General features: G+C 50.1%; 18 protein-coding genes and 1 tRNA gene. 8 read left to right on the top strand and 11 right to left on the bottom strand.

All coding sequences use genetic code 11. The features are described 5' to 3' along the window. The first annotated feature begins 443 nt into the window (after nt 1-443). The 7 genes from rne (at nt 444) to GILYN3_RS03635 (ending at nt 6,106) form a co-directional block, all read left to right on the top strand. A complete protein-coding gene (gene rne / locus GILYN3_RS03665; protein WP_049721603.1) occupies nt 444-3,491 on the top strand; it encodes a ribonuclease E in 3,048 nt (1,015 codons plus the stop codon). Between the two features lie 146 nt (nt 3,492-3,637). Continuing rightward, nucleotides 3,638-3,728, top strand: a tRNA-Ser gene (locus GILYN3_RS03660). Nucleotides 3,729-3,976: 248 nt separating this feature from the next. Beyond that, on the top strand, nt 3,977-4,672 hold the full coding sequence (locus GILYN3_RS03655) for a Bax inhibitor-1 family protein (RefSeq protein ID WP_049721602.1): 696 nt from the start codon (nt 3,977-3,979) through the stop codon (nt 4,670-4,672). 39 nt (nt 4,673-4,711) lie between these two features. Then, nucleotides 4,712-5,104 carry a sulfurtransferase complex subunit TusD gene (gene tusD, locus GILYN3_RS03650; RefSeq protein WP_049721601.1) on the top strand — a complete coding sequence of 131 codons (393 nt, stop codon included), beginning with the start codon at nt 4,712-4,714 and terminating at the stop codon, nt 5,102-5,104. An 8-nt stretch (nt 5,105-5,112) separates the two neighbouring features. Further along, nucleotides 5,113-5,472: a sulfurtransferase complex subunit TusC gene (gene tusC / locus GILYN3_RS03645; protein WP_049721600.1), complete on the top strand. Its 360-nt coding sequence runs from the start codon at nt 5,113-5,115 to the stop codon at nt 5,470-5,472. Continuing rightward, on the top strand, nt 5,472-5,777 hold the full coding sequence (gene tusB, locus GILYN3_RS03640) for a sulfurtransferase complex subunit TusB (RefSeq protein ID WP_049721599.1): 306 nt from the start codon (nt 5,472-5,474) through the stop codon (nt 5,775-5,777). Before tusC ends, tusB begins: the two co-directional genes overlap by 1 nt. A gap of 2 nt (nt 5,778-5,779) precedes the next feature. Beyond that, on the top strand, nt 5,780-6,106 hold the full coding sequence (locus GILYN3_RS03635; protein ID WP_049721598.1) for a TusE/DsrC/DsvC family sulfur relay protein: 327 nt from the start codon (nt 5,780-5,782) through the stop codon (nt 6,104-6,106). A gap of 12 nt (nt 6,107-6,118) precedes the next feature. On the opposite strand, the gene GILYN3_RS03630 is transcribed toward GILYN3_RS03635, so the two are convergent. The 10 genes from GILYN3_RS03630 to GILYN3_RS03585 form a co-directional block, all read right to left on the bottom strand. Continuing rightward, complete coding sequence (locus GILYN3_RS03630; RefSeq protein WP_049721597.1) at nt 6,119-7,468, bottom strand: alanine/glycine:cation symporter family protein; 1,350 nt, start codon at nt 7,466-7,468, stop codon at nt 6,119-6,121. A gap of 40 nt (nt 7,469-7,508) precedes the next feature. Beyond that, complete coding sequence (locus tag GILYN3_RS03625) at nt 7,509-8,498, bottom strand: D-cysteine desulfhydrase family protein (RefSeq protein ID WP_049721596.1); 990 nt, start codon at nt 8,496-8,498, stop codon at nt 7,509-7,511. Between the two features lie 66 nt (nt 8,499-8,564). After that, a complete protein-coding gene (gene yajC, locus GILYN3_RS03620; protein WP_049721595.1) occupies nt 8,565-8,897 on the bottom strand; it encodes a preprotein translocase subunit YajC in 333 nt (110 codons plus the stop codon). Between the two features lie 143 nt (nt 8,898-9,040). Continuing rightward, nucleotides 9,041-9,478 carry a helix-turn-helix domain-containing protein gene (locus GILYN3_RS03615; protein WP_049721594.1) on the bottom strand — a complete coding sequence of 146 codons (438 nt, stop codon included), beginning with the start codon at nt 9,476-9,478 and terminating at the stop codon, nt 9,041-9,043. 331 nt (nt 9,479-9,809) lie between these two features. After that, nucleotides 9,810-10,283, bottom strand: coding sequence for a thioredoxin-dependent thiol peroxidase (gene bcp, locus GILYN3_RS03610; protein WP_049721593.1), 474 nt, complete (start codon nt 10,281-10,283; stop codon nt 9,810-9,812). A gap of 153 nt (nt 10,284-10,436) precedes the next feature. Next, nucleotides 10,437-11,156, bottom strand: coding sequence for a GGDEF domain-containing protein (locus tag GILYN3_RS03605; protein WP_049721592.1), 720 nt, complete (start codon nt 11,154-11,156; stop codon nt 10,437-10,439). Between the two features lie 19 nt (nt 11,157-11,175). Next, nucleotides 11,176-12,054, bottom strand: coding sequence for a carbon-nitrogen hydrolase (locus tag GILYN3_RS03600; protein ID WP_049721591.1), 879 nt, complete (start codon nt 12,052-12,054; stop codon nt 11,176-11,178). Nucleotides 12,055-12,118: 64 nt separating this feature from the next. Then, nucleotides 12,119-13,141, bottom strand: a complete 1,023-nt coding sequence (locus GILYN3_RS03595) for an agmatine deiminase family protein (RefSeq protein WP_049721590.1) — start codon at nt 13,139-13,141, stop codon at nt 12,119-12,121. Nucleotides 13,142-13,217: 76 nt separating this feature from the next. Further along, nucleotides 13,218-13,664, bottom strand: a complete 447-nt coding sequence (locus tag GILYN3_RS03590) for a hypothetical protein (RefSeq protein ID WP_049721589.1) — start codon at nt 13,662-13,664, stop codon at nt 13,218-13,220. A gap of 112 nt (nt 13,665-13,776) precedes the next feature. Then, the gene (locus GILYN3_RS03585) at nt 13,777-15,471 is read right to left on the bottom strand and encodes a hypothetical protein (protein WP_198147271.1); all 1,695 of its coding nucleotides are present in this window, start codon (nt 15,469-15,471) and stop codon (nt 13,777-13,779) included. Between the two features lie 263 nt (nt 15,472-15,734). Here GILYN3_RS03585 and GILYN3_RS03575 point away from each other — a divergent pair, with 263 nt between their 5' ends. Then, complete coding sequence (locus GILYN3_RS03575; protein ID WP_049721586.1) at nt 15,735-16,229, top strand: J domain-containing protein; 495 nt, start codon at nt 15,735-15,737, stop codon at nt 16,227-16,229. Here the strand turns inward: GILYN3_RS03575 and GILYN3_RS03570 are convergent. Beyond that, nucleotides 16,226-17,050, bottom strand: a complete 825-nt coding sequence (locus GILYN3_RS03570) for a methyltransferase domain-containing protein (RefSeq protein WP_049721585.1) — start codon at nt 17,048-17,050, stop codon at nt 16,226-16,228. The genes GILYN3_RS03575 and GILYN3_RS03570 overlap by 4 nt on opposite strands. Between the last annotated feature and the right edge of the window lie 41 nt (nt 17,051-17,091).

Below are 17,091 nucleotides of genomic sequence, written 5' to 3'. Positions count from 1 at the left end.
CAATGCGACTAATCCGCTAATTGTGTTTTGTAACTTAAATACCAAGCTCTTGTTGGCAGAAGTTAAACCATGAGACCGGCCCGCACGAGCAATTGCTCGCGGCCCAACGAAAGACAAACAGAACAATTCTTCGTGTTGATGGTGAAAACGGTAGTATCTGCCCTAACTGCGACCACTAGCTGCAATAGCAGCCAGCGCAAAATAGCCTACTTAGGCGTTACCGGGTAAACCCGGACAAAAACTGGTAAATGCAAGTTAACGATTAATATTGACATTTCGACCCATGCAGCCAAAAGGCTCGGGCCGACGAAGAAGTTCAATAAGTATCCAACAACCGCTGACGTGAGCTTGATGTAGCGCGGCAGTCTACAAGGTTGTGCAAAACATAAAAGCGTTGACAGTCGCGTGGGCACGCTGCGCCCAACGAAAAGACTAGGAAACGCATGAAAAGAATGCTTATTAATGCAACCCAACCCGAAGAGTTGCGTGTTGCACTGGTTGACGGCCAATGGCTGTATGACCTCGACATCGAAAATCGTAACCGCGAACAAAAAAAAGCCAACATTTATAAAGGTCGCATCACCCGAGTAGAGCCCAGCTTAGAAGCTGCGTTCGTCGACTACGGCGCTGATCGTCACGGCTTTTTACCCCTCAAAGAAATATCTCGTGATTACTTCTGCAAATCTCCTAACGACGGCGAAGGCCGCGTCAAAATTAAAGAGGTTGTAAAAGAAGGCACTGAAGTTATTGTTCAGGTCGACAAAGAAGAGCGCGGCAACAAAGGCGCAGCTTTAACCACCTTTATTAGCTTGGCTGGACGCTACTTAGTCCTTATGCCAAACAATCCTCGTGCCGGCGGCATCTCGCGCCGTATCGAAGGCGAAGATCGCGCTGAACTGCGCGACGCACTCAGCCAAGTTGAAATCCCTAACGGTATGGGCATTATCATCCGCACCGCCGGTGTCGGTCGTAGCGCCGATGAGCTACAGTGGGATTTAGACTACCTATTGCAACTGTGGGATTCAATCGACAAAGGCGCTCAAGAAGCAAAAGCACCCGCATTTTTGTTTCAAGAAAGCAACGTTATTATCCGCGCCATACGCGATTATTTACGGCAAGATATCGGCGAAATTATCGTCGACAACAAAGAATCCTTTGAGCTGGCCTCAGGTTTTATCCAACAAGTTATGCCAAGCTTTGGCAACCGGGTAAAACTGTACGAAGACGATATTCCGCTATTCAATCGCTACCAAATCGAAAGCCAAATCGAAACAGCGTTTCAACGCGAAGTAAAACTACCTTCTGGCGGCTCGATTGTTATCGATGTAACCGAAGCGTTGGTGTCCATCGACATCAACTCATCGCGCGCCACTAAAGGCGGTGACATTGAAGAAACGGCCACCCAAACCAACCTAGAGGCGGCCGACGAAATTGCTCGCCAATTGCGTCTGCGCGACATGGGCGGACTGGTTGTTATCGACTTTATCGATATGCAATCAAGCCGCAACCAACGCGAAGTTGAAAACCGCATTCGCGACGCACTGGCCATGGATCGCGCACGCGTTCAAATAGGTCGCATCTCACGCTTCGGCTTGCTTGAGATGTCACGTCAGCGCCTGCGCCCATCACTTGGCGAAGTGCACTCTAAAATTTGCCCACGCTGTGATGGCCAAGGCACCATTCGTGGCACTCGCTCTTTGGCTCTGTCTATTTTGCGTTTAGTAGAAGACGAGGCGCAAAAAGAACGCAGCGCAGAGATTCGCGCTATAGCGCCAATCTCGGTTGCCACCTATTTGCTCAACGAAAAACGAAAAACAATTTTCAATATCGAGCAACGCAATAGTACTCGTGTTGTAGTGGTTCCTAACTCAGAAATGACAACTCCGCATTTCGAAGTTCAACGCTTACGCGATGACGACGAAGGCACGCTAGAAACCAGCTACAAGATCGTTGGCACTGAAGAGCATATCGAAAGCGAAACCATCACTGACGAAGCGCCAGTAAAATTGCCACAACCACTGGTAAAGCCAGCGACTCCGCTACAGCAAGCCCCAGCTCCAGCGACAAAACCTGAACCAGGCTTAATCAGCCGATTAACCGGCTGGTTTAAAGAGTTGTTCGAGTCGGAAGAAGAAAACGACAAAAACAACAAAGGCAACAGCCAAAAACGTAAAAGCAACGATCAGCGCAACGATCGCAATCGCTCAAGCTCGCAAAACCGTAACCGTCGTGGCGGCAAACGTCGTAACGGACCACGCGATGACGAGCGCGACAACCAAAACAAAAAACCACAAAGAGACACAGACAACAGACGCAAAGGCCAAGAGCAAAAAGACGACTCGTCTGATTCTCGCGGCAACGAGTCTCGCAACAACAATACGTCTCGAGATAATGATGCGCGCGGCAACAAAGACACTAACGATACCGACAACAACAATGAGCGCGGTAACGGTCGCGGTCGTCGTGGACGCAACCGCAATCGCAATCGCAACAACGACAATAGCCCTCGCAACCAGCAACAAGACAGTGCAGCGCTAGCGGAGCAAGACCAACAGGCTACTAAGCAAAGCGCCCAGGCGACCAGTACCGACAACACACCGGCAACTGATGGACAGGCTGACGAACAAAGTCCACCTAAGCGCCCGTCAGGTCGCCGTCGTGGCAACCAACGTCGTCGTCGTCGCGATACTGATGGCGAGCAAAACACTGCAGCACAAGAAAACCCAGAGGCGAACACCGAGTCTAACAACACGCCCAAGCCTAATAAGGCAATCGAAGCGCGCCGCGAAAGCAGCGACAAGCCTCAAGATGCTCGCGAACAAAGACCGGCACGCCAACCTCGGGCAAAAAGTCCAGCCGCTGAGCCTGAAGTCGCAGCACAGCACAATCAGGCTGCCGCCGAGCCAGAGCAAGTGAGCACTAAAGCTGCACCTAATGTCGAGCCAAGTGTGGCAACCGAGGTTAAGAGCACACCGAGCGAGGCTCCTCAGCAAACCATTGCAGCCGCTAAGCCCGAGACAGAGCAACCGGCCAGCAAAGCACCGACAACAGCTCAAACCGAGCAAAACACTACACCTGCAGATGTCGACGTGTCGGCAAAGCAACCAAGCGCTCAACCTGACATCAAAACAGAAGAAGCTAAAGCTGAAACTGCCGACATTAAGGCTGAAGTACCTAGCACACCTAGCGAGCCCGCCGCCAAGCCTGCTACACCTGCAGCTGCAAATCCTGTCACTGCAAAACCTGAAGCCACAGCGGATTCCGTCAGCAGCGACAAAGTTGTAGCACGTCCTACTGGCCGCGCGAGCAACGATCCACGTAAGGCGCCGAAACCGGTAGCAGCGGTGCGTATCCTGACAGAAACACGCACACGGCCCCTGCCGCGCGCGCTGGATACCAGCCAACCTGCAAAAGTAGATCACAACCCGCGCAAACTTGAGCGCCCAAGCAACGATCCACGAACAGCTAAAAAAACACCTAGCGAATCGTAGTTGCCTATTGGCCGAACCAGAACCTTCTGGTTCGGCCAATTTTCCCTCAGTTTGACCACCAATCACTCAAGCTCTTAAAAAACATAAACTTTTTCCCCTTAAGCCCTTGCCCCCAAGCAAAAGCCATGTATAATCTGCCCCACTTCGGAAGGGTGGCAGAGTGGTTGAATGCACCGGTCTTGAAAACCGGCGTAGGTTAATAGCCTACCCAGGGTTCAAATCCCTGCCCTTCCGCCATACCGAGCTGCTTGCAGCTATAGAGAAAGCGCCTAAATTTAGGCGCTTTTTTTATGCCCGTTTATTCGTCGCTCTTTAAAAACACCGACATAGCCCCCATCATCATTTACGGAACTCAAACGAATTCCAAACATCATATTGATGCTGCTAAAGAGCACGTAAACACATACTTGGGCTTGACGTTAAACCTTGTATTAACCAAGTAAGCTTGTATGATTAGGCGTTATCAAATTTATCGGAGAGATCAAATGCAACACCTACGCACTGCCGCCAATACGCGCATGGGCTCAGCCACACAAGCCGACACAGCCGAAGTAAGCCGTGTCCTGCGCAATACTTATTTGCTGCTGAGCATGACCCTTGCTTTCTCCGCCGTAACTGCGGGTATCGCCATGGCCATTGGCTTAAGCCATGGCGCAGGGATGATCATGTCGTTAGCCGCTATGGGGCTCATATGGTTTGTATTGCCACGTACCGCCGAGTCTGCCGCAGGCATCGGTGTGGTGTTTGCTTTTACCGGTTTAATTGGTGCAGGTCTTGGCCCTATTATTAATCACTACTTAGCCACAGCTAATGGTACATCTGTTGTGTTCCAGGCACTTGGCGGAACCGCTTTTACCTTCTTGGGGCTATCGGCATACGCATTAATTAGCCGCAAAGACTTTAGCTTTATGCGCGGTTTTATCGCTATTGGCATCATGGTTATGATCGGTAGCATGTTATTGCTTCTTGGCGCTTCAATGTTTGGCTACCACATGCCTATACTCAGCTTGGTATTTTCGGCGGGTATAATATTGTTAATGTCGGCGATTATATTGTTCCAAACCAGCGCCATTATTCATGGTGGCGAGCGAAACTATTTAATGGCAACCACATCACTGTACTTAGCCATTATTAATATCTTTACTAGTTTGCTGCATTTGCTTGGCGCAGCTGACGACTAACACAACACAAGGCCCCGCAAGGGGCTTTATTTTTTTGCCATGAAATTTACTCTTGTGATATTAGGCGCACCCTACAGCGATAGCGCCAGCCAAAGTGCACTAGCTTTTGCCCAAGCAGCCCTTGACGACGGCCACAGCATTCATCGATTGTTTTTTTACGCTAACGGCGTTTATAACGCCAGTCGGTTAGCCGCCCCACCTCAAGACGAACACGACCTGCCCGCCAGCTGGACTCAGCTAATTAAACAACACCAGCTGGATGCTGTGGTGTGCATTGCCGCCGCGTTACGTCGAGGCGTTATTGATGCAACAGAAGCCAAACGCTACCAAAAAGACAGTAATAATATCGCTGAGGGGTTCGAGCTAAGCGGCCTAGGACAACTTATCGAGGCCAGCGCAGCCTCTGATCGCCTGCTGACCTTTGGCCCATAGAGCGAGCCATGAAATCTTTACTGTGTATTAGTCGTCACTCACCTTACGGCACCGCCATCGCCCGCGAAGCGCTCGAGGCCGTATTGGCCGCCGCCGCCTTTGAGCAAAACATCGCATTGTTATTGATGGACGATGGCGTGTGGCAATTAAAAGACCAACAACAACCTATTGCCGGCATACAAAAAAGTTTAGCGCGAAACTTAAATGCACTGGAAATGTTTGGGGTCGATACCGTGTACGCCCACCAACCTTCGGCACAAAAACGCGGCCTTAATACCGCTGAGCTTTGCATTGAATCTATCGAGTGGCTAGACGATGATCAGGTGCGACAATTAATTTCTAACCACGACCACTTATTAAGTTTTTAATGAGCACATTACACACGGTTAACAAATCGCCCTTCGCCGACCAAACACTTCAGTCGTGTCTAACCCTGTGCGCCAATGGAGATAGCATCTTGCTTATTGAAGATGGCACCTACGGCGCGCTAACAGCCGCACCAACAACGGCTCTGCTAAACAGTGTGATAGCGCGTGGAATAACCGTTTACGCGCTTGGAGACGATCTAGCGGCGCGCGGGTTGCACTCGCAGCTTAACAATATAACAACCATAAACTATCAGACGTTTGTACGTTTAAGTTGTGAGCATAAAACGATTCAAAGCTGGTATTGATAATGACAAACTCAAACAGTTTTCCCGCAATCGACCAAGACGGTTACCTATTGAGCCGAACCGATTGGAACCCTGCCATTGCTCGGCAGCTAGCACAAGCCGAGCACATAGAGCTGACCGCCAACCACTGGGAGATTATTGAATTAGTACAAGAATTTTATCGAGAATTTGAACTCTCGCCCGCAAGCCGTGCACTAGTGCGCTACACACAACAAAAGCTTGGCAACGATAAAGGCCGCAGTATTTATTTAATGGGATTGTTTGCGCCGCACCCCGCGCTACTGGTTAGCAAAATCGCCGGACTGCCGCGCCCGGCTAATTGTTTTTAATTTTAAACAGCTTTATTCAGTCGTGCTTTTGTCTCGCTTTATATATTGCCGAGTCAAAGTTAGCACCACGCCCGACAGTAAAAACAGGGCAATCAAGTTGGGAATCGCCATTAGCGCATTTAAAATATCAGCGACAATCCACACCAGCGATAAATTGGCCATGGCACCAACGCCGATAGCCAACACCCACAACACCCGAAACGGTTTAATCGCTTTTACCCCCCACAGATACTGAGCACAGCGCTCGCCGTAATAGCTCCAACCCAACATGGTGGTAAAGGCAAACAAAGCAATGGCCACGGTAATAAATAGCCCGCCATAGGGTAGCGCACTGGCAAACGCCGATTGTGACATAAGCGCACCTTTGCCCTCGCCTTGCCAGGCGCCACTGGCAATAATGGCAATGCCGGTAATCGAGCAAACCACCAAGGTATCGATAAACGTACCCAACATAGCGATCATGCCTTGGCGTACCGGGTTGTTGGTTGCCGCAGCCGCATGGGCAATGGGTGCACTGCCAAGGCCCGCCTCGTTAGAGAACACCCCGCGCGCCACACCAAATTGAATTGCCATCGCCACGCCGGCACCCGCAAAACCGCCCGCGGCTGCATGGCCGCTAAAAGCGCTCTCGAATATAAGCACCAGTGCCGCCGGCACCGCGTTAGCGTGCACCGCAATCACCACCAAACCGCACGCAATGTAAGCAATACCCATAAACGGCACTAGGCGCCCCGCCACTTGAGCAATGCGCTTAACACCGCCGAGCAGCACTGCTCCCACCATAAACATCAACAACACGCCGGTTGCCAGCTTGGGGATAGCCAAGTCGCCGTATAGTGCATCAGCCACCGAGTGTGCCTGCACGGTATTGCCGATACCAAAACCCGCGATACAACCAAATACCGCAAACACCGTACCCAGCCATGCCCAACGTGCGCCCAAGCCATTTTTAATATAATACATCGGGCCACCCACGCTTAGCCCATTGCTGTCTTGCTCGCGGTAGTGCACCGCACACACCGCCTCAGCGTACTTCGTGGCCATACCCACTAGAGCGCTGCACCACATCCAAAACAAAGCCCCTGGCCCACCCAGACCAATGGCCGTGGCAACCCCAACGATATTACCGGTGCCGATAGTCGCCGCAAGCGCGGTCATCAGCGCATTAAACGGACTGACATCGCCACTGCCCTGATGTCGGCGGCCCTGCCACAAAAGCGCGAAACCAGTGCCCAAACGGCGCACTGGAAACCCTTTGAGGCGCAGCATTAAAAACACCCCCGTACCGACCAACAAAAAAAGCATGAGAGGCCCCCAGACCACGCCGCTAATGTCGTTTAATATACGCAGTAGTTCATCCATGCTGATCGTCTCTGTCTGGGTTAAGGGTTAAGGTGATGGGTTAGCGTGTCAGCGCCTCGCGCTCGGGATACACGCCAAAAATACCGCCGGTGTGCACAAACACCACATCGCGTGTCGAAAATTTATCTAAGCGTAACTGCTGTAGCATTCCATAAAAGGCTTTTGCGGTATAGACCGGATCTAGCACCACCCCCGTGTGACGTGCCAACGTGCTAATTGTGTCAAACATCTCGGGGTACCCCTGGGCGTAACCAGGGCCTATATAATCATCGACCACCGTAAAATTATTAGGCTTATCCAAACTAAAGCTTGGATAGCGCCGCGCGCACTCGGCTAAATCGTCCTGTACACGACGATAAAAATAGTCGGCATCATCACAAACCGCAACGCCCAATACATGCGCTTCGGGACAATAAAATGACAAACCCGCCGCCAAGCCCGCCAAAGTTCCGCCCGAACCCGCCGCGCACACCACCAGCGGCGCGGTAATGTTTAGGCTATTAAGCTGGGCCGCCAATTCTTGTGCGCCCGCGATATAGCCCCACAAGCCCACGCCATCGCTGGCACCGGTAGGAATAATATAGGGTTTACGGCCAATTTGACGCAGCCGCTCGGCGTGCTCAAGCAATAATTCAGGTAAGTGATGGTGATAGCGACGTACCGGGTAATAGCTAACCTCGGCACCCGCCAACTGCCCCAAAAGCAGGTTGCCATCGGCTATAGACGGTTGCTCACCACGCAACACTAGCTGGCAATGGAGCCCCAACTGCGCAGCAACCAACGCCGTTGCTCGGCAATGATTGGACTGTAAGCCACCGCAGGTAATAAGCGTATCGGCGCCTTGGGCTACAGCATCGGCCACCACAAATTCAAGTTTGCGAACTTTATTACCGCTCAGTAAGCAGCCAGTGAGATCATCACGCTTGCACCATAATCGGCGCTCGCTCAAGGTGGGATAAGACAGGGGTTGTAACGGGGTGGGAAGCTGGGCCAGTGAGAGCCGATCGGGGTACGCTAAGCCATCTGGCATGGTGTTCTCCGCATAAACTACAAACTGGCCTGCTACTATCAAAGCCGGCGCAAGGGCCTAAACCTTTTAGATAGACTTAACGGTACCTTTAGGCAGCACCGCGTGCACTGCTGATTTTTGAAACTTTAGCTCAATATTAGCGCCGGTTTCTAACACAACGTAATTTTCATCGACCTTAAGCAACTTACCCAGCATACCACTGGTCAACAATACTTCATCGCCTTTCTTTAAGCTGGTAACCAAGTCTTTGTGTTCTTTTTGACGTTTACGCTGCGGACGAATAATCAGCAAGTACATAAACAAAAACAGGCCGCCAAACATCAGCAAGTTAACGTACATTGGAGCACCTTGTGGTGCGGCCTGACCTTGTGCCCAAGCGGACTGTACAAAAAATCCCATAGGGAAAACCTCATTAGCTTAAAAAGAGGCGTAACTCTACCGTGTTTGACAGATTTTGCCAACGGCGACAGGCGGATAAATCAAGGATAAAGGCTGCGCGTTAGACAGCCTTCATAAAGAGACTATTTAATGAGCAGGACGATCTAGGCGTAATCGCGAAATAGCTTACGAAACACACTGGGGGATAGATTAGTCCAACGCTTAAAAGCATTGGTAAAACTGGTTCTATCAGAGAAATCGAGTGCGGTAGATACCGCATCAACACTCATATGATCGTCAATCAAAAATTTAATGGCGTGATGAAAGCGCAAGCTATCGCGTAACTGGGCAAAACTTGCGCCCTGCTGCTGCAAACGGCGCTGCAAGGTACGCTTAGAAAGGTTTAAATCTTGGGCTATATGCTCTATCGCCATGGGCGCGTGGCCCACTCGTTTTTGTAAAGCTTGTAACACCCGGTCAGAGACACCATCAACCTGCGGCAACTTGGCCAATACAATATACTCATGATAGGAACGGATCCCGGATCGGGCAAATCCATCCTCATCGATTATTTGCGGGTTAAGTCGTTGTAGTTGAATCATTAGGCTCTCCTGTGCTGGACCTTAACTGGCGGCCCACCCTTAATGGAACTGACTATTTAAACGGGCTGATATGACTAACTTATTGGCTGCCAACAATATAAAGGCTGGCGAATGCGCTGGCAATAGGTTTGTCCGGTAGCTTAAGATCGCTACGGCGCTGAAATAAGCGCCAATAGACGTAACGGCTATAACGAGAGAAAGCCAACCCCTCGCCTGCCTACTGATTAAGATTATAAGCTATCTGACGCATTATTATTGCGCCCCTCAGTCTTTACCGGCGATTTTTTTGCGCCAAGTCACATGCCAGCAAGAATTACCGCCAACTATTGGGTCAGTTCTGCGAGTTCAGGTACGCCAATACATCTTGATCGTGGGATTTAGTTTTAACCTTGTCAAAGATATGGCTGAGCCGCCCTTCTTTATCAATAAAGAACGTAGTGCGCAGGATCCCCATAAACTCTCGCCCCATAAACTTCTTTAAACCCCAAGCCCCATACTTATCGGCTATAGCGTGATCTTCATCTGAGAGCAAAGTGAAGTTTAACTGGTGTTTCTCGACAAACTTCGCCAAGCGTGGCACCGGATCTGGACTTACAGCCAAAACCACCGCATCCAATGCATCCAGCTCGGCTTGCGTATCCCGTAAACCGCAGGCCTGAACAGTACAGCCGGGAGTCATGGCTTTGGGATAAAAATACAACACCACATTCTTTTTGCCGCGAAAGTCTTTTAAGCTAACGCTCTCACCGGCTTGATTTTGTAGTGTAAACGCAGGGGCTAAATTGCCCAGTTTTGGAAAGCTCATTGGTTTATCCTTAGTGAACACTTTATTAACGTATCGTTACTCGTCAAGCCAACCGATACTTTTAAATTTTTAGCCAGCCAATATCTGCCAGCGCAATCACACCCTATAAAATAAATCGAAAATTCAATGCAAGCTAAGGCAAAGGGTACGCTGTCAATCGCTTGCGGGCTCTGGCTCATCATTCGAGTAATCGGTTGTTATACTTGCAAACAGGGCTGATTTCTCATCAGCGGTGACTTCTAATGCACTACTATTTGTAACGCGGTTATCCGGTGCCACAACACAGTTTCGCCCTTGTTTTTTTGCACGGTACAGCTGCTCATCGGCATTGGCCACCAGCTCTGAGGCAAGTAAGCTTTCCGAACTAACAAAACTCGCCAAGCCTAAGCTTAAAGTGACAGCTACTTTTTGTGTTGCGGATAACTCAAGCTCAACCGCCGCAACTGCGGTACGAATACGTTCGGCCACACCCTTCGCTTGCGACAAACTGGTGCTGGGAAAAATTAATGCAAACTCTTCGCCGCCGTAACGACAGGCGGTGTCTAGTTGGCGCAACTGCTGATCAATAACACGGGCCACTTGCTGCAACATGCGGTTGCCCACCTCGTGACCATAAGTATCATTAAACTGCTTAAAGTGATCAATATCACACAGCACTAACACCATGGGTAAGCCACTGCGCCGCACCCGCTCCATTTCTTGATTTAAAATTAAATCAAAATGGCGGTAATTAAACAGCCCCGTCAAAGCATCGGTACGCGCCTCGCGCTGCAAGTTTGTCACTTGCTGACGCAGCGACAACAGCTCATTAAGATATTCGCAGTGCGGTTCGTTAACCGGGCACTGTGGGCTTGGTGATGTGGTGTCAGCCAAAATAGCTCCTTGTTAACGACTAATCGCGGTAGAGCTTGGTAATATCGGCATAAGCATCGATACGGCGATCACGTAAAAATGGCCAAATGCGGCGCACATGCTCTGAGCGCTGCATATCGATATCGACAACATCTGTACTGGCCTCAAGGTCCAGCTCAAGCAGTAATTCACCTTGTGGGCCCGCGACAAAACTATTGCCCCAAAACTGAATACCGGCGCCACCTTCTGGGTCTGACTCGTGCCCCACCCGGTTAACACTAATAACCGGTACGCCATTAGCAACCGCGTGGGCGCGCTGAACCGTAACCCAGGCATCGCGCTGGCGAGTTTGTTCAGATGTATCGTCGGCCGGATCCCAGCCAATGGCCGTTGGGTAAATTAACAACTCAGCACCTGCCATCGCCATCAATCGAGCCGCCTCAGGAAACCATTGATCCCAACACACTAATACACCCAAGCGTCCCACCGATGTATCGATAGGGGTAAAACCTAAATCGCCTGGCGCAAAATAAAATTTCTCGTAAAACCCCGGATCATCGGGGATGTGCATTTTACGATAAACACCGGCGATAGTACCGTCGGTTTCTAGCACTACTGCGGTATTGTGGTACAAACCTGCGGCGCGTTTTTCAAACAACGAGGCGACAATCACCACACCTAACTCACGCGCTAACGCGCCCAACGCATCGGTGCTTGGCCCGGGGATCGTTTCGGCATTATCAAACTCGGTAACACTTTCGCGCTGACAAAAATATAAACCGCGATGCAATTCTTGCAACACAACCAGCTTTGCCCCCTGCGCGGCGGCCTTGCGAATAGCGGCTAGGCTCGCCTCAAAGTTGGCGGCAAGATCACCGCTACAGGCGTGTTGCGCCACACCGACTTTTAATACACTCACGCTACATTACCCTCTCAATTTTTATGCTAAATAACGCCATAACCGACAACTGCCTACTATAGCTTTATAGAACAGGCAGCTGCATGGTAATGCAATGCAAGCTACCATGTTGTTCTATAAGTACGCCGCAATCTACGGCAATAATTTCATACCCAGGAAAGGCCTCGCCCACTTTACTCAGCGCCACTGCATCAGCTGGATCTTGATAAATGGGCACCAACACAGCGCCATTTAAAATTAAAAAATTTGCATATGTTGCAGGTAATCGTTCGCCATCGGACGAATAAACAGCCTGTGGCCAAGGCAGCTCAATCAGCTCGTAAGGTTGCCCTTGGGCATCACGAAACTCGCGTAACTGGGTTTGCATTTTTTCTAGAGCGTCATAGTGCACGTCGTTTTTATCGCGGCAACCCACATAAGCAATTCGACGATCGGGACACAAACGTGCCAAGGTATCAATATGGCTATCGGTATCATCACCTTCTAAAAAACCATGATCCAACCAATTGATCTTGCCCACACCAAAATGACGCTGCAATATTTGCTCGACTTCAAGCTGACTCACATCGCCATTGCGGTTAGGATTCAATAAACACGAGCGAGTGGTCATCAAGGTTCCCTCGCCATCGGTTTCAATCGCACCACCTTCTAGTACAAAATCGATGCTCTCTAGCTCTGCGCTAAACGCGCCAGCATTCGCTAACGCTTTAGAAATGGCATTGTCTCGCGACGCATCAAACTTATTGCCCCAACCATTAAACTGAAAGTCCAGCAATCGCGCCACACCATCACGACTAACCGTTAATGGACCGTGATCGCGCGCCCAGCTGTCGTCGCTATCTACTGCGTAAATTTGCACCTGCTGCTCGGGTACACCACGAGCCGTCAGTAATTGCTTTATCTCGGCGTGGTTTGCTTCAGGCGCGGCTATTAATAAACGACTAAACCGGCAAATATGATAAGCAAGCTCAGTATAAACTTGGTTAACCGAAGCAAGTAATGGCGCCCAGTCGGTGTCGGCGTGGGGCCAAGTAAGCAATACAGCCGCCTGCGGTTCCCATTCGGCCATTAAACGATATTGCCCCATGTAATCCTCTGTATAAATATGCTGAATATAATGGCAATTAGCACTTAAAATACGCGTATTAAATATCGCATAAAACTTAGCGTGTCGTCTCTTGAGCTGGCAGTATATGCTGCTCGGGGTCATTTTCTGTTTCGGTTTTTAGCGCTTTATTGACTTCGCCTCCGGCGATTACGGTAACGGCTAATGCACGTCTATTAACACCCTGTAATTGTTCTGGATTGACAATCTCCATATTGACGTAATATTTACCCGCCATATCCGCTCGCAAAACAAGGCTCATCGGCACTAGCTTTGCATTATCAATACTCCTATTTTGTGTCAGTTCACCCTCAATCAACGTAAGGCCTTCACTTAGGGTAATGCGCACATCTAAATATCCGTCTACAAGCTGAGACATTAATGACAAGTCAACTTGCGAGCCCACTCCGACATCGATGCCCTGGCGAGGGTTTAATAAGGTAACCGGCAAACCTGGTTTAGCGCTGAGCCGGCTGACAGGCTCTACCGTCAGCGTAGTGGCCATAGGGGTTACTCCTGACTCAACAGCCGTCGAGCTATCTAGCTTGCCGCACCCAACCTGAAGCAGAGTAAAGCAGAGCGTTATTGCTAGTAAGTTATAATTCATCATGCCGCACCTATTGAGGAGTTAATGAAACATTAAAACAAGCAGGCTGATAACCCGCCGATTGCGCGTCGATATGTTCGGCATAATCATTTACCGAAAATGCGTAAGTGGTGCCGCCTTGCAGGTTAAGGTTAAGCACCTCAGAATCACTGACGCCACTGTCCCCTCGCCATTGCAACGCGTTTCTCGAACCTGCAACATCTGGATCTGTGGGCTCGATACGGTCACCATTATTTTCAACGACCAACTGATAATTGTCGCCACTCAAAACCGTTGTCTTTAAAAACTGGTGTATGCCCAGTTTATTATAGCTGCCATTTATTTGCGTACTACAGACGGTTGTCTCGCTCCCATCCGGCAGTAAATCAACATACAACGGCAGCACGCCGTTTGTACCGCCACTATTAGTTTCACCGGCCCCAAACTGATCGCGCCCTGTAATACTCTGCTCACTCATTAAAGTATCTAATACAGGAAACGCGGCCGGATAACGTGTTGCCATAATATCGGCAAAGCTAAATATGCTGGTAAACGCTGGCACCGCAGTATACAAAGCATCGGTTAACACGCCGTATATTTCTTCGAACGCACCAGAATCAGCCAAGTGATAAAAAATAGTTTGAATGGATGTCTCGCTGTACCAACCTGCATCTAAAACATCTTTGCGACTTAAATCGACACCAGCGGAATATTCTTGCCCCAACCTAAAGCTATCTTGATATTCTGGGTCTGACAGAACATAACCGGCAATACCATTAGCAAAACCCTCTGAATAAGCCACACGCATATCAAGCTTATCGAGCCCGCTGTGATCACCACCAATCGAGTTACTGCGTTGACCAACACGATACTCAAAGAAATGGCTCCACTCATGCACAACCACATGGGCGTCATACTCATCGGTGTCGACATCGGCCTGCCCCAAGATATAAACGGCTTCACCATTATAAAAGCTGGTGACGATATCGCCGTCGGCCAAAAGGCCCTCGGCGGTAGTATTGTTAACAGACCAGCGGAAAATACTGACAGGGAGGGTTAGGTTTGCGTCAACCTCGGCAAGCTTTTGTACCGCCATATAAGCGCTATCCAAAATGGCAAACGGCCCCGCCGCCCGTGGCTCGGTATAATCGCTTCCGGTCCAGCCCGATGCTGCCCGTAAGTCGCGCACTGAGTTAACCGTGCCGCTCGATCGCAACTGCCCTTCAAGTACGTAAAGTGCATTGCCCATAGTATTATCTTCAACACGGATCTCCCAACGCTGAGCCGCATTACTTTCGCTAACAGCGGCTACCTGCACTTTAACTTGCGTATTCACTGGCGCCTGCAATGTGTAATAACCTGCTGCATCAGTTTGCGATGAATCCACCACCTCGCCGGCCGCATCGATCAAGTAAACATTTGCCAAACGCACGGGCTTAACCCGTGTAGCGGCATAATTTAGCCCGCGCCCTTTACTTATGGGGACGTAATCGAAACCAACCGTGCCGCTTATGTTCACCGTAGCGGGTACCGAGCTTACAGACGACGAAGAACTGCTCACGCTGATTGAAGACTGGGACGAGGAGCTACTCACGCCAGCTGAAGACTGGGACGAGAAACCGCCGTCAGAGCTATTACCAGAGCCGCCACAAGCGGCCAGCATCAGTAACACAGCAACAATCGCGCTACGCCCTAAACCTTGTACCCTACGGGCTACTGCTATCACACCACTGTGTACCTTTGGCTGCCTTTTTACCGCCATAACGCTTCCCTTTTGCCATTGTCGCGCGCACCACTGAGCTGGAATGGCCTCTCTGTGCGCTTTAAATATATCCGCGAAGCATAACCAAATTCATCCATCGGCGCGATACATAACGCCGTTGCCGGCATATAACTGAGATTTAGCCCACGCTTACCAAAGGATGATAAGATCAAATACGCGGCCATTATTTCTCAGGCAAACCTTTATACTTACCGCTGGAGCTTACGGTGTTTCGATTGATCCCCATTGTTTTATTACTCGCGCTGTTGTTTTTTGGTGTGTCGTGGCTGCGCAAGCTACCCCCAGGCAAACAGCGCCAGGCCGTTGTCCGAGCGCTATGTTATTTATTGCTTGGCACTTTAGTTTTTTTACTTATTACCGGCAAAATTCATTGGCTAGGGGCCGCACTGGGTGCATTAATACCAATGGGCAAGCTTCTGTTTGGTCTAGGTTTTAAGTTTTTACCTTTTTTGCAGCGCTACCGGGCCACGCAAACTCCCCCGCCCGAGCCTAAATCTGCAAGCGCTAATATCAGCTTAGATGAAGCGCTACTTACACTGGGAGTAAAAGACGCATTTCAGATGGGCACATTAACCGTTCATGAGGTCGAACAAGCGCATAAACGCCTGATTCAAAAACTCCACCCCGACCGCGGTGGCAACGATTATCTTGCCGCGCGCATTAATATGGCTAAGAGCTGTATTTTAAAAGCGCTTGGTTAAGATTCGTCCGGCTTTTTACGCAACAACAAGTGAATATAACGGCCCAGATCTCGGTACGGTTGCTGGCGAGACATTTTTTGCTCTAACTCCAACACCGAGTCGGGCTCGCGCTGGCGCTGTTCAGGGTCGAGTATATAATCGTAAAATACTCGAATCCCGCTGTGACACTGCAACTCCAGCTCACGGCTTTGCGCGTACTCTAGTAGCGCCTCGGGGGTAAGCGGGTTGATAGGCGTTAAACTGCCACGAAACGCGCGGTAGTCTTCACTTTTTACTTTTTTATAATTGGTGCGCAATAGGTTTTTGTATACCAGCGCATGCTTGTTATAAAAAATCAGTGATAAGTGCCCACCGGGGCGTAACTGCGCCAATAAGCTGTCGAGCAATTCAAAGGGTGCAACCACCCATTCGATCACCGCGTGACAAATCACTAAATCAAATAACGGGGCCGTGTCGGCTAGCTGCGCAGCCACCTCTTGCGCCGGACACTTAAGCAACTGCACCCGCGCGCCTGCTTGTAATTCATCGACCCGCTGACGCGCCAAAGCCAGCATATTGGCCGAGATATCACACAGCACTAACGAGTGACCAGCCGCCGCCAACGGCACCGAAAACTGCCCCTGACCACCACCGGCGTCGAGGATATTTAACGTTTTATCGGGGGTTAGCGGGACATAGGGCGCGATTGGCAAGAACTCGGCAAAATCCCGTGCCAATACCGCTAAGCGGATACGTCCTTTTAAACCGCCATAGATGTTACGACTAAAGCGCTCAGCTAAGTCATCAAAGTTACGATCGTGCTGGGTAGATTCAGAGGGCATAATGAGGGAGTACCGAAAGACGCCCGCATTGGGCTATAATG

This window comes from Gilvimarinus polysaccharolyticus (genome assembly GCF_001187555.1).
GTDB classification, from domain to species: Bacteria; Pseudomonadota; Gammaproteobacteria; order Pseudomonadales; family Cellvibrionaceae; genus Gilvimarinus; species Gilvimarinus polysaccharolyticus.
The sequence above is the reverse complement of the archived record's forward strand: the minus strand, read 5'-3'. Positions and strand labels throughout refer to the sequence as shown.